Here is a 12,616-nt window from a genome sequence, read left to right as displayed (position 1 = left end):
TGAAAAATATCGCTTTCATCCCACATCTGAAGAAGTGGGCTTTCTCGCTCATAAGTTCTGTAAAAAAGGAGTAGTAGGAAGAACAGGAAGTATTATTCCTATTGTTCCTAATATTAAACTAATACTTCCTACTATCATAAAAATTATTTTTTTCATATTATTCTATTTCTTTTTCTTTATCTATTCTTTCTACTATTTTTGATATAAGTTTATCTATTTGTATATTTCCTCTTTTACTTATCATATCTAACGTAGCCACCTTAGACATTGTTTTAAATATTGCTGGATTTTTTAATTTCTTAAATTTTGGAGATAAATCAATTAAAAAATCTTTTATATATGGATATTCCTTTACTAAATCCCCTATCAAAGTTGGAGAGTTTATATCATATTTATTTAAAACTTGTTTTTCTCTTTTCTCTTTATTATCTTTCCAAGATATAAGCCTTTGACTTCCTTCAAGTTTTCTTATTCTTGTAACGTCTTGCATCATTTCAAGTACTCCTCTAAATTTACCATTCTCATCTCTTACTGCATTGTATATTATATAAATAAATTCATCTCCCATATCTATCCAAAATTCAGCTTCATCATGCTCTCCACTTCTAAATGCCCTAATTATTTCTTCTACCTTATCAACACTTTCTTTTGGATGACAATTTTGGACTTTTCTTCCTATTACCCCTGGACTTCTTGGAAATACTCTATGTTTTGTATCGCTATAAAACTTTGATATTTCATTTTCATCTACATAAGACAAATCTACCTGTAAATGTTTAAAGATTAAATTGATTTGTTCAAGAGTTAATTTTCCTTGACTTACATCTAACTCTCTATCTTTATCTAAATCTTCTAACACACCATGTTTCACTAGAATATTTTTTAAGTCTTTTAGAAGTTCCCCATTTGGCATATCTTCACTTTTCGTATCTATATTTCCATATAAAGGAGGTACTTCTATCAATGAGTATCCTATCTCATCATCACCTTTTCTCATTTCTACAAATTCTTCATCACTTATCATTTCCATTGCAGTAGGATATAATATATCTTCTTCCTTTTGCATCATATCTTCTACTATATCTATTACTTCTTTTTGCATACTTAAAAAACTCTCTTCTTCATCATTTTTTAAATACTCCAATGCTTGTTTTATAACGTCTTCTACATTATCATCTAATGTCCACATTATTTTTGAAGGTTTATTAAATCCCTTTTTTTCTAAGGCAGGAAAAAGTTGATTTTGCTTTCTTGCAAAATGCACTTTGATTTCTAATAATTTATCATATATTTCTAGCCATTGATTTTTAATAAATTCTCTATTTAACATATTCCTTATTTCATCTAATACATCTCTTATAGCCTTTACTTCTTTTAAATAAGTATCTATAGGATGACCTTCTGGAAGATTTAATTTATTTGTAATTAATACATCTTCTACAAGCGATATGACTTCTTCTATTCGACGTGTTAAATCATTATCATCTATTTTATAATCTTCTAAATGCTGTTCACATAATGCAAATTCTTGTGCTGTTATTTTTTCAAAAGAACTATTTATCTTTTGTTTTGCTTCATCATGTTTAATATCACCTTTCAAATAATTAATCAATATATTTGTAATTTTTTCTATTTTTTTATCATCTAATTCTAAATATTTATTCATTTCTTTATTCAAAATCATCATCCTTTCGTTTTTATTGATAATAATTATCATTTATGTTTATTATATCATATTTTATTTATTATACAATTTTTATCATATATATATCATCTGTTTTACTCACTTTAAATATGATAATTTCACATAAAAAAGAAGGTGAATTTTCACATTCTTTTTTATAATTCATATTAATAGATACTCTAATTTATAATACTGATTTCTTTCTAGCTTTTTCATATAAAACTTTTACATCTTTCTTCTTTTCTATATTGAAAGACTTAAACATTAAGAAAAGTTACCATAACTGGCATATGTCCTATCTTACTTTTAAAAATAGATAATCCTCCTACATATAATTTCATTGTAGCATCTACTTTTTATTTAACTATAATCTGTGTTTTCATTAATCCATTCAATATGACAAATTAAAGGAACGAAAATAAAAAAGGATAAAGTATAAAATATACTCTATCCTAGTAATATCAATAGTTGTATAGTTTTTAGCGAGTTTGTGAAAGTAATACTTTTGTAAAACCTAGAAATTTATTCTTTAATAATAAATAGTATATTTAATTTCTATATATAGACTTAAAATTTTGTATATTAATAAACTTATATATTTACAAAATAAATACCTAAAAATATTAATATATCTTTTAAACTTCTTGTCTGAGGATTTAATAATATTGCAACTGCCAATAAAACCGGAAAAATTATAAGAACACATTTATAAAAAGAACTTTTACATTTTCCTTGTAAACTTATTTCTAACTTTCTTCAATAAATTTACAAAGAATTTTCCTATTCCTAATCTTTTTCCAATATTATTTATAAAATTCATAAAAATTCTTATAATCACTATCCATATAAATAATATCATCACTAAACGTAAAATTTCCTGGAAATTACTCATGATTTTTTCTCCTCTATAAAAAAACATGCTAGTTTTAATCAGCGCGTTATAAAATTATTAACTTATTAAAAAATACATACTAGTTTTTTTAGCCCCTAGTCTGGACAACTCTTGTTATGTTTTTTCATGACCAACAAAACGGCAAAGGAACGTATCTCTTATTCCCTCATGGTTCTATTAATACCAGTTATTGGTATTGTTACCAATTATATTATATATCTAATTTAAATATAACTACTTAAATATCCTTTTTCACAATGGTTCGTCTTTATCTTTATATGGATGTTAATTATTATACATATATAATTGTATAGGCATATATATAAGTGATGTAACTACTAAAATAACAAAAAATTTCAATAAATTAAATTTAAAATCAAAATTATCTATAAAAGATGGAACTATCGTGAAAATTAAACTAATAAGTATACAAAAAGCAAAACTAAAAAACATAAAATTTTTCTTTTTAAATTCGTATAATGATTTTCGTTTTCTATTTTCAATAACTTTTTGAAGTAAATAATAATATATTAAAAATATTATTATTATTGTTGCTACTAAAAACACAATTATCATACTACTCTCCTAATACTAAAATTATATTATTAAGTATCATTTCTTATTTTTATTAATTTCTTTATACTTATAATATAATATAAAAAGTAAAAAAATATCGTAAATTATAAATGTTTTAATTAATTTTTATTTTCTTTTAAATATTATATTCCATATATTTACTTTTCTTTAAAGCTTTTAAAACATCTATATAAGGCCTAGACAGATAAGAACACACTAAAAAATGACTCTCTAATTCGAGAGTCATTTTAAAATTAATAATTTGATTGTTTAATTTCAAAATATGCTTGTGGATGTTGACATACTGGACATACTCCAGGAGCTTTTTCTCCTACATGTACATGACCACATTTACGACAATACCACATTTGTTGATTTTCTTTCTTGAAGACTTCTTCTTCTTTAACATTTTTAAGTAATTTTCTATAACGATCTTCGTGATCTTTTTCGATATCAGCTATTGTCTTAAATGCAAAAGCTACTTTTTTAAATCCTTCTTCTTCTGCTACTCTTGCAAATTCAGGATATAATTCAACAAATTCTTCATGTTCTCCTTCTGCTGCAGCTTCTAAATTTTCTGCAGTAGTTCCTACTTTTCCTGCTGGATAAACAGCTGTGATTTCAACTGCTCCACCTTCTAAAAATCCAAAGAATATCTTAGCATGTTGATATTCATTTTCTGCTGTTTGTAAAAAGAAGTCAGATATTTGCTCATATCCCTCTTTCTTTGCTTGCTTTGCAAACATTGTATAACGATTTCTAGCTTGTGACTCTCCAGCGAATGCTTTAAGTAAATTTTGTTCTGTTTTAGTTCCTTTTAAACTTGCCATTTTAATAAATCTCCCCTTTTTTATAATATATTTTAATTACTTTTTAAGGCAATCTTTACATTTGCCTTTAAAGTATAAATGCCTTTCATTAATTTGAAAATCTTTTAAAATATCTTTATTAATTTGTATATCATCAATATCAAAATCATACACTTCACCACATTCATCACATTTAAAATGCCCATGGAAAGTTGTATCTGCATCATATCTTGTTTCATTTTCTTCAATCGTTATGATTGTTATGATATTTTTTTCCATAAACAAGTTAAATGTATTATATACTGTTGTCTTAGAAAGAGTAGGTATATCCTTAACTAAATCATTATATATTTGATCCACTGTTGGATGATTTTTATTTTCTATCAAATATTCATATATTTTAGTCCTTTGTAATGAAGGTTTTATACCATTCTTTTTTAAATGTTCACTTATATTTTTACTCATAATCCACCGGATAAATTCTCCTTACTCTCCCTCTATATTTGACTTTATATTTTATGTAATGATTTTAAATTTGTAATGATTACAATTAATATTGTAATATATACTTATATTTTTGTCAAGTATATATTTAAAATTTATTTGTTTTATTTTATTTTAAAATACATATTTTATAAGATTACAATCACTTTAAATTTTGCTAGCCTATAAAAATCTTTTTAAAAAAAGGATCTTATAAATTACAAGATCCTTTAAACATTTCAATATCCAATTATTTTATAATATCCTTAACTACTTCAGAAGCAATTATAAGACCTGCTACTGATGGTACAAAGGATGTACTTCCTGGAATTTGTCTTTTTTCCACACAAGTTCTATCTTTGTTAGGACAGATACAATTTGTTTTACAACTTCCTTCTAACTCTATTGATTTAATAGGCTTTTCTTTTGAATAAACCACTTTCAATTTATCTATACCTCTATTCCTTAATTCCTTTCTCATAATCCTCGCCAATGGGCATACAGAAGTATCAAATATATCGGCAACTTCCAACATAGTAGGATTCAATTTATTCCCTGCTCCCATACTACTCATAATAGGTATATTTCTTATTGTACATCTTTCTATTAAATCAAGTTTAGCAGAAACCATATCTATAGCATCTACTACATAATCATATTCTCCTGATAATAGCCTCTCTGCACTTTCACTATTATATAATTCTTGAAAAGTTGTAACTTCAACTTTGGAATTTATCTCCTTAATTCTTTCCTTCATTACTTCTACCTTAGATTTACCCACTGTTTTTCTTGTAGCATGGATTTGTCTATTAATATTTGTAAGACAAATATCATCATCATCTACAAGAATAAATTTTCCTACTCCACTTCTTACTAGACCTTCCACCACAAATGTCCCTACACCACCTATGCCAAATACTGCTATTGTACTATTTCTTAATTTATTTAAATTTTCAGTTCCTATTACCATTTCAGTTCTTGAAAATTCATGTAACATATTAACACTCCTAATCTATTTTCAGGTTATATTTCCTATACTGAATTAGATTAGCACAGAAATAATCCATTGACAAGGCTTTTATTTTAAATTCCAACCTATAACTGCAGCTCCTAAAGCTCCAATTATTTGAGTATTATCTGAAGTAAAAATATCTTTATTTAACTTGTCTTTCAATATTCTTTTTAGTTCTTTACTCTTAGCTACTCCTCCAGTAAATGCAATCTTCTCCCTAATACTAACCCTATTCAAAAGTGAACTTGATTTCTTCGCAATAGAATATAATATTCCAGAGGCAATTTCTCCTTTATTACCACCCTTAGCTAATAAACTAACTATTTCTGATTCAGCAAAAACTGTACACATACTACTTATATCCATTGGTTTATTGTCTTTAACTAAATCATCTATTTCATTTACATCTATACCTAAATTATTCAATGTAACCTCTAAAAATTTTCCCGTTCCCGCTGCACATTTATCATTCATCACAAAATCTATGATATTTCCCTTCTCATCTAAACTTATGACTTTGCTGTCTTGTCCACCTATATCTAATATTGTTCTAATATTTGAATTTAAATAATAGGCTCCTTTAGCATGACAAGTTATTTCTGTAATTGCTTTGTCTGCAAAATCCATAGATATTCTACCATAGCCTGTCCCTATAATTCTCTTAATATCTACCTCTGAAATATTATTCCTTTCAAGAAGCTTATTAAAAACTTCCTTGGAAGCATTCTTTGGACTCCATCCTGTAGGTAATATTACATTATCTACAATATTACCATCAAATAATACTCCTTTAGTGGCTACAGATCCTGTATCAATTCCTATACTATACATACTTGTCCTCCTCTTTAAACCAATTTCTAGTTTTTCTTTCTATAGTATGGATACCACTAATCTTTATATCTTTGTTTTCCTCTATTATACTTTTAACATCTTCTAAAATTTTTGGATCAATCATGATAGATATCCCACAACATTTACTTAAATTCCTAGGAGTAGGAGAGATAGTATATTTCATAGATTTTTCTTTTAATTTCTTTTCTAATGCCAGTCCATCACTATGAGATGGAAATAATACATAAGTATTAAAAATCAATTTTATCACCTATTTCTATAAAGCTAATTCTTTATTCATATTAAGCATTTCAAAGAAAGCTTCTAATCTAGTCTTAATCTGCCCTGCATCCTGCATACTATAATCACTTTCAATCATCATTACAGGAATACCTTCCTTATCAAGAGCATCTTTAACCTTTTTATACTCTACTGCGTAAGTATGACAGAAAGGTAGTGAATTGTACACAACACCATCAGCATTATACTCTTTATACAATCTAATTATATCTTTTATTCTACCTTCATTAGGACTAAAACAAGCACAATTTATTCCCATATATCTTTCTGAAAGAGCCTTTAATTGACTATCTAAATCATCATTATCTTCATCTACAAATCTCTCAAAATATTTTGTTCCAGTACATGTTTCCTCACATACTACAGCGCCACCACTGGTCTCAATAAGATGATGCATTTTCCAATTTGGTATTGCCATAGGCGTCCCGGTAATCAATATTCTAGGAGTATCCTCATCAAAAACAGAAATATTCTTTTCTATTCTAGCTTCTAATTCGTCACATAATTCATTAGTTTTCTCTATAAATCTTTCAATATCATCATAAAAAGCTATTTGAGAAATCAAAAGAGCATCCTTACCACTTATAGGTAAATTTTGAACCTTTCTAGCATTATACAATCTTTGTAATACTTTTCTTTTCTTATTTACTAATTTTATATTTTCTTTTAAATTTTCAGCTGTTACCTTATTACCTGTAATACTTTCTACTTTTTCTCTAAATATATTTATTTCATCTTTAAAATTCTCTATGTCTTTTTCTCTTTTCATTTGAGGTAAATCCATAACGTGTATAGGAGTATACTCTCCTAATATTTCCCATGCCTTCTTCTTACCATCACATGTAGTTTCTCCAACTAACATATCTGCTGATTGAAAATAAGGACATGTTCCACCAATTTTAGCTCCAACAGATGCTTTTATCAATGGACACATATTTCTTGGTAAGACCTTTTCTCCATCTGGAACCCAAAAATCTGATCCTCCACATAATCCAATACCTACACCACCCGCAGCTAAAGTCACTTCATCGGGAACAAATACACAAAAACCTCCAAATACTTTACCACCTTTTCCTCTAAATTCATTCAATTCTTTAATTCTAAATCCATGTATTTCTGATACTACAAAATTATAATAATTCATACCCTCTGGCCTGTTTTTTTGAGTCATATAAATATCTCCGTAAAATTCAGGTAATACTTCACATAACTCATCATGTTTCTCCAAATCAATATCTAATGATTTCCATAATTCTTTGTAATCTGCCATTTTATTACCCCCAATAATATTTAACTCATTTAAAATTATATAATATTTAGATTGATAAATTATTAATTATATCTAAGTTTAATAATGACCTAACATACTATTGATTTTATCTATATACTTCTGTAACCAAAAAATAAATTCTTCATATAATATTAATAGAAAACATAATATTTGTTAGCCAAGGCTAATAGAAAGGATGATATATATGAAAAATTTAACAGGTCTTGATAAACTTCCAGTTGGTATGACAGGAAAAATTAAATATATGACTGAGAGTTCAAATAATAGAAGAAGGCTTTTAGATTTAGGACTTACTCAAAATTCTATAATCAGAAATGAAAGATTAAGCCCTTCTGGTAATCCTATTGCATACAACATAAGAGGTGCAATCATGGCTTTGAGAGTTGAAGATACCAAAAATATCATAATAGAACTAATCAATTAAGGAGGATTTTATGGGACTTACAAATCAATCCAGTGGAATATCATTGATAAGGAAGAAGTTTAATATCGAAGATAATAATAAAATAGTATTAGCTTTAGCCGGAAATCCCAACACCGGAAAATCTACTCTTTTCAATCACTTAACTGGCTTAAATCAACATACTGGAAATTGGCCAGGAAAAACAGTAGATAATGCTCAAGGTTTTTTCACTCATAATGATAAGGAATATTTGATAGTAGATTTGCCTGGTATATATTCTTTGTTAGCCAAATCTAAAGACGAAGAATTAGCACGAGATTTTATATGCTTTGGCAGTCCTGAGGTAACCATAGTAATAACAGATGCTACATGTTTAGAAAGAAACCTAAATTTAGCTATTCAAGTATTAGAAATAACAAATAAAGTAATAATATGTCTAAATCTTATGGATGAGGCGGAACGTAAAGGTATCAAAATAGATATTAAAAAACTGGAAAAAAATTTGGGAGTCCCAGTAATCCCAATAATAGCTCGAGAAGGTATTGGTGTAAATAAATTACTTAACGCTATAAATGATATGGTAGAAGAAAAAATCAAACTTAATCCTTTAAGATTAAAATATGATGAATTCATAGAAAAAACTATTAAAAATATTGAAAAGAAATTAGACAATATTTTAGATGAAAATTTTAATAAAAGATGGATTGCTCTAAGACTTATAGATAGTGATAAATCAATATTAAAGTCTATAAATACTATTCTTTCTAATGAATAATTAAGAGGTGATAGAATGGAAAATAAAGATAGCCTGTCCAATATAGAAAATTTAATTTATAATGGAAAAGATATTGGAGATGGAATAGTATCTTCAATATATGAAAGAGCAGAAAAAATATATAAAGAAGTAGTAACTAATGATACTAATAACAATAATATTGAATCCAAATTAGATAATATACTTACTTCAAAACTATTTGGTTATCCAATAATGATACTTTTATTAGGAATAATATTTTTTATAACAATTCAAGGAGCAAACATACCTTCTGAAATATTATCAAATCTATTTTTCAAAATTGAAGATAAACTAACATACTTATTCCTAAATATATTTAATGCTCCTGATTGGATACATGGATTTTTTATTCTAGGAATCTATAGAACTCTTGCATGGGTTGTATCTGTTATGTTACCACCAATGGCAATATTCTTTCCTTTATTTACTCTATTGGAGGATTTAGGATATCTTCCTAGAATAGCATTTAATCTAGATAATGCCTTTAGAAAATCAGGAACTCAAGGAAAGCAAGCTCTCACTATGAGCATGGGCTTTGGATGTAATGCAGCTGGAATTATTTCAACTAGAATTATAGATTCTCCCAGAGAACGTCTAATCGCTATAATAACTAACAACTTCGTGCCTTGTAATGGTAGATTTCCTATACTTATAGCTATATCTATGATTTTTTTAGGAGTATTGAGTGATAATTTTTCATCACTAATATCAACAATTTCAGTCATTATAATAATATTACTAGGCATTATTGTAACGTTATTAGTATCAAAACTATTATCTTCTACAATACTTAAAGGAGTTCCTTCTTCCTTTGCACTAGAATTGCCTCCATATAGAAAACCTCAAATAGGCAAAATACTTATTAGATCTCTCTTAGATAGAACATTATTTGTATTAAGTAGAGCTATACTAATAGCAGCTCCAGCTGGAGGTATAACTTGGTTAGTAGCTAATATTACTATTGGAGATGCTACACTATTGAGTATATTAGCAGGATTTTTAGACCCCTTTGGTTCATTATTGGGTATGGATGGAATGATTCTCTTAGGATTTATCCTAGGGCTACCTGCAAATGAAATCGTACTACCCCTTATAATAATGGGCTATATGTCTGAAGGAGCAATGATTGAATATGAAAATCTATCATCATTAAGAACTCTTCTAGTCGATAATGGATGGACTATAATAACAGCTCTTAATGTAATGATATTTTCATTACTTCATTTTCCCTGTGGAACTACATTATTGACTATAAAAAAAGAAACAAAAAAATGGAGGTGGGTTGTATTTACATTCCTTTTAACTACTTGTATAGCAGTAGGAGTAACATTCATCACTAATCTTATTTATAATCTGATTTTTTAAAATAAGGGGCTAATTATGCCCCTTATCTATATTCAATATCATCATTTTCTAATATACTTTCTATATTATAATTTCTAAATTCTTTTTCTATTTCTGGATTATTATTAAAAAAACTCACCAATTTTTCTATAGATTTTATTGAACTAATACATAAATAATGTTCCATTGCCTCTGCTTCAGCTTTTTCATCACATTTTGAACCAATAACATCTACAAATTGTCTAAGTATCCTATTTCTCTCTACCAAAAATTTCCCTCTTTTCTTACCTTTCTCTAATACTTCAATCTTTTCATAGGGTTCATATTTTATATAACCCATATTCTTTAACTTTTTAAGTCCTTTTACAACAGATGGCATGGATACATTTAAAACATCTGCGATATCTTTATTCCTTATCTCTTTCTTATTTAAAGATAATCTATAAACTTCTTCTAAATAATCCTCTAAACTAGGTGATAACATAAAATCATTCCTTTGCTCCTATTTTTTTATTACATACCCATTAATATTATTCTAATATCATTAATATTTATCCTGCTCATATTAATACTATTAATATATATAATGGATTAGGGGGTAATCCTTTGACAATAATAAATGTAATAGTAATATCCATAGCTTTAGCATTAGATGCATCTGCTGTTGCTTTATCATTAGGTATTAATAGGAAAATTGAAGATAAAGATATATTATTTTTAATTTTCATTTTTGGTTTTTTTCAATCATTATTAGCATTTATAGGAGGATCTTTAGGTTGTCTGTTTAATTTCTATATATTTGCCTTACCATCATTAGCCGGAGGAATAGTTATCATATTTGTAGGCATCCTTATGATACAAGAAGGTTTTTCTGAAGAAAAAAATATAAATAAATTTACTCTTTTTATGAAAATGCTTATTGGAATATCTGTAAGTATAGATGCATTTGTTATAGGATTTTCTATTTTTAATAGCATAAATTCATTATCTATTATTATTAATTATTCTATAATAATCGGATTAATCACATCTTTTCTAACAAGTTTATCTTTTAATATTAGTAAAAAAATATCAAAAATAAAATTTATTAGAGAATATGCAGATTTTTTAGGTGGAATAATACTAATATTATTTGGTATAAAAATGATTTTATTTTAATATATATCTTCTTCCAAGCAAATAATTCTATAGAATTTAAATGAAATACTGGTCAAAATTTCCTAGTTTAAAATGTTTAATACTACGCAAACTATTATTGCAACAAAAAATATACAAAGGAGAGAAAACAATAATGTCTAGAAATACAAACAAAATAGTTGTACCAGAAGCTCGTCAAGCTCTTAATCAAATGAAAGCTGAAATAGCTAGTGAATTAGGAATGGCAAATTATGAGTCAATGGATAAAGGTAATTTAACAGCTAGAGATAATGGCTATGTTGGTGGATATATGACTAAGAGATTAGTTGAGCAAGCTCAAAGAAATATGGGTGGACAGCAAAGATAATTAAATTAAATAAAATAAAAAAAGATAGATGACTAAGTCATCTATCTTTTTTTATTTTATTCTTCAGTACTAGGTGCTGTAAAAGTTCTAGCTCCTAATTCCTTATCTAACATAAATAATCCTTGAGTATTATTATCTATTTTCTCTAATTTAGAAATTATAGTTTTCATAGAAGCTTCTTCTTCTATTTGCTCATCAATAAACCAGTTTAAGAAGCTTATAGTAGCATAATCACTTTCTTCATGAGCTAATTTCATAAGATTATTTATTCTTTCTGTTACTTTCCTTTCATGAGCTAATGCTGTTTCAAATGCATCCTTTATGGAAGTAAACTCATTCTTTGGCTCTCTCATTGATTGAATTGTAGCTCTTCCATCTATATCCTTTATATAGTTGTAAAATTTAGTAGCATGGAATCTCTCTTCATCTGCTTGAACCACAAAGAAATTTTCAATTCCATCAAAATCTTCATCTGCAACATATGCAGCCATTGCAAGATAGTAATTTGCTGATTCATATTCAAAATTCATCTGATCATTTAGTGCTTTAATTAATTTTTCTGATGCCATCATATACCGTTGCCAAAACCTTATAAAACCCTATATCTTTTATAAAGTTCATAAGTGTTTTTACAACAGTTCACCTCCTCCTAATAATTTATTGTATTTTTATATTATTATGTATACCCAAA

General features: G+C 26.9%; 17 protein-coding genes. 5 read left to right on the top strand and 12 right to left on the bottom strand.

Annotated elements, in window-relative coordinates:
• Positions 1–48 precede the first annotated feature (48 nt).
• The 10 genes from GOQ29_RS11140 to GOQ29_RS11095 form a co-directional block, all read right to left on the bottom strand.
• On the bottom strand, positions 49–138 hold the full coding sequence (locus GOQ29_RS11140) for a DUF454 family protein (protein WP_252187606.1): 90 nt from the start codon (positions 136–138) through the stop codon (positions 49–51).
• Between the two features lie 19 nt (positions 139–157).
• Positions 158–1,678: a PAS domain-containing protein gene (locus GOQ29_RS11135; RefSeq protein WP_252187603.1), complete on the bottom strand. Its 1,521-nt coding sequence runs from the start codon at positions 1,676–1,678 to the stop codon at positions 158–160.
• Between the two features lie 727 nt (positions 1,679–2,405).
• Positions 2,406–2,576: a hypothetical protein gene (locus GOQ29_RS11130; protein WP_203372729.1), complete on the bottom strand. Its 171-nt coding sequence runs from the start codon at positions 2,574–2,576 to the stop codon at positions 2,406–2,408.
• A gap of 285 nt (positions 2,577–2,861) precedes the next feature.
• On the bottom strand, positions 2,862–3,152 hold the full coding sequence (locus GOQ29_RS11125; RefSeq protein WP_203372728.1) for a hypothetical protein: 291 nt from the start codon (positions 3,150–3,152) through the stop codon (positions 2,862–2,864).
• Positions 3,153–3,406: 254 nt separating this feature from the next.
• A complete protein-coding gene (gene rbr / locus GOQ29_RS11120) occupies positions 3,407–3,982 on the bottom strand; it encodes a rubrerythrin (protein WP_203372727.1) in 576 nt (191 codons plus the stop codon).
• A gap of 36 nt (positions 3,983–4,018) precedes the next feature.
• On the bottom strand, positions 4,019–4,426 hold the full coding sequence (locus GOQ29_RS11115) for a Fur family transcriptional regulator (protein WP_207750704.1): 408 nt from the start codon (positions 4,424–4,426) through the stop codon (positions 4,019–4,021).
• A gap of 268 nt (positions 4,427–4,694) precedes the next feature.
• Positions 4,695–5,441, bottom strand: a complete 747-nt coding sequence (locus GOQ29_RS11110; protein ID WP_203372726.1) for a tRNA threonylcarbamoyladenosine dehydratase — start codon at positions 5,439–5,441, stop codon at positions 4,695–4,697.
• A gap of 81 nt (positions 5,442–5,522) precedes the next feature.
• Positions 5,523–6,287 (bottom strand): acyl-CoA dehydratase activase, encoded by a 765-nt coding sequence (locus tag GOQ29_RS11105; RefSeq protein WP_203372725.1) that lies wholly within the window; start codon positions 6,285–6,287, stop codon positions 5,523–5,525.
• Positions 6,280–6,549 (bottom strand): putative Se/S carrier protein, encoded by a 270-nt coding sequence (locus tag GOQ29_RS11100; protein WP_207750703.1) that lies wholly within the window; start codon positions 6,547–6,549, stop codon positions 6,280–6,282. The genes GOQ29_RS11105 and GOQ29_RS11100 overlap by 8 nt, the downstream gene beginning before the upstream one ends.
• Positions 6,550–6,564: 15 nt before the next feature.
• Complete coding sequence (locus GOQ29_RS11095) at positions 6,565–7,857, bottom strand: double-cubane-cluster-containing anaerobic reductase (protein WP_203372724.1); 1,293 nt, start codon at positions 7,855–7,857, stop codon at positions 6,565–6,567.
• A 205-nt stretch (positions 7,858–8,062) separates the two neighbouring features.
• On the opposite strand from GOQ29_RS11095, the gene GOQ29_RS11090 reads away from it, so the two are divergent.
• From GOQ29_RS11090 to GOQ29_RS15235, 3 genes are read left to right on the top strand one after another with little or no spacing between them, the layout of a single operon-like run.
• Entirely contained in the window at positions 8,063–8,302 is a 240-nt protein-coding gene (locus GOQ29_RS11090; RefSeq protein ID WP_252187602.1) for a FeoA family protein, read from the top strand.
• Between the two features lie 10 nt (positions 8,303–8,312).
• Positions 8,313–9,056, top strand: a complete 744-nt coding sequence (locus GOQ29_RS15240) for a FeoB small GTPase domain-containing protein (protein ID WP_484477084.1) — start codon at positions 8,313–8,315, stop codon at positions 9,054–9,056.
• A 15-nt stretch (positions 9,057–9,071) separates the two neighbouring features.
• A complete protein-coding gene (locus GOQ29_RS15235; RefSeq protein ID WP_484477083.1) occupies positions 9,072–10,442 on the top strand; it encodes a nucleoside recognition domain-containing protein in 1,371 nt (456 codons plus the stop codon).
• Between the two features lie 22 nt (positions 10,443–10,464).
• On the opposite strand, the gene GOQ29_RS11080 is transcribed toward GOQ29_RS15235, so the two are convergent.
• Positions 10,465–10,905, bottom strand: a complete 441-nt coding sequence (locus tag GOQ29_RS11080) for a metal-dependent transcriptional regulator (protein WP_203372722.1) — start codon at positions 10,903–10,905, stop codon at positions 10,465–10,467.
• Positions 10,906–11,027: 122 nt separating this feature from the next.
• Between GOQ29_RS11080 and GOQ29_RS11075 the strand changes: the two genes are divergently transcribed.
• Positions 11,028–11,579 (top strand): manganese efflux pump MntP, encoded by a 552-nt coding sequence (locus tag GOQ29_RS11075; RefSeq protein ID WP_203372721.1) that lies wholly within the window; start codon positions 11,028–11,030, stop codon positions 11,577–11,579.
• Positions 11,580–11,712: 133 nt separating this feature from the next.
• Positions 11,713–11,925, top strand: a complete 213-nt coding sequence (locus GOQ29_RS11070) for an alpha/beta-type small acid-soluble spore protein (protein WP_203372720.1) — start codon at positions 11,713–11,715, stop codon at positions 11,923–11,925.
• A gap of 56 nt (positions 11,926–11,981) precedes the next feature.
• Here the strand turns inward: GOQ29_RS11070 and GOQ29_RS11065 are convergent, their stop codons facing one another.
• Entirely contained in the window at positions 11,982–12,494 is a 513-nt protein-coding gene (locus GOQ29_RS11065; protein WP_203372719.1) for a ferritin, read from the bottom strand.
• Positions 12,495–12,616 lie beyond the last annotated feature (122 nt).

The organism is Anaeromonas gelatinilytica (assembly GCF_016820635.1).
Classification (GTDB): domain Bacteria; phylum Bacillota; class Clostridia; order Tissierellales; family SIT17; genus Anaeromonas; species Anaeromonas gelatinilytica.
The sequence above is the reverse complement of the archived record's forward strand: the minus strand, read 5'-3'. Positions and strand labels throughout refer to the sequence as shown.

Excerpts from the sequence above, each read along its gene's own strand:
- GOQ29_RS11140 (WP_252187606.1), bottom strand. The coding sequence starts at position 138 with ATGATAGTAGGAAGTATTAGTTTAATATTAGGAACAATAGGAATAATA.
- GOQ29_RS11130 (WP_203372729.1), bottom strand. The coding sequence starts at position 2,576 with ATGAGTAATTTCCAGGAAATTTTACGTTTAGTGATGATATTATTTATA.
- GOQ29_RS11125 (WP_203372728.1), bottom strand. The coding sequence starts at position 3,152 with ATGATAATTGTGTTTTTAGTAGCAACAATAATAATAATATTTTTAATA.
- rbr (WP_203372727.1), bottom strand. The coding sequence starts at position 3,982 with ATGGCAAGTTTAAAAGGAACTAAAACAGAACAAAATTTACTTAAAGCA.
- GOQ29_RS11115 (WP_207750704.1), bottom strand. The coding sequence starts at position 4,426 with ATGAGTAAAAATATAAGTGAACATTTAAAAAAGAATGGTATAAAACCT.
- GOQ29_RS11110 (WP_203372726.1), bottom strand. The coding sequence starts at position 5,441 with ATGTTACATGAATTTTCAAGAACTGAAATGGTAATAGGAACTGAAAAT.
- GOQ29_RS11105 (WP_203372725.1), bottom strand. The coding sequence starts at position 6,287 with ATGTATAGTATAGGAATTGATACAGGATCTGTAGCCACTAAAGGAGTA.
- GOQ29_RS11095 (WP_203372724.1), bottom strand. The coding sequence starts at position 7,857 with ATGGCAGATTACAAAGAATTATGGAAATCATTAGATATTGATTTGGAG.
- GOQ29_RS11090 (WP_252187602.1), top strand. The coding sequence starts at position 8,063 with ATGAAAAATTTAACAGGTCTTGATAAACTTCCAGTTGGTATGACAGGA.
- GOQ29_RS15240 (WP_484477084.1), top strand. The coding sequence starts at position 8,313 with ATGGGACTTACAAATCAATCCAGTGGAATATCATTGATAAGGAAGAAG.
- GOQ29_RS15235 (WP_484477083.1), top strand. The coding sequence starts at position 9,072 with ATGGAAAATAAAGATAGCCTGTCCAATATAGAAAATTTAATTTATAAT.
- GOQ29_RS11080 (WP_203372722.1), bottom strand. The coding sequence starts at position 10,905 with ATGTTATCACCTAGTTTAGAGGATTATTTAGAAGAAGTTTATAGATTA.
- GOQ29_RS11070 (WP_203372720.1), top strand. The coding sequence starts at position 11,713 with ATGTCTAGAAATACAAACAAAATAGTTGTACCAGAAGCTCGTCAAGCT.
- GOQ29_RS11065 (WP_203372719.1), bottom strand. The coding sequence starts at position 12,494 with ATGGCATCAGAAAAATTAATTAAAGCACTAAATGATCAGATGAATTTT.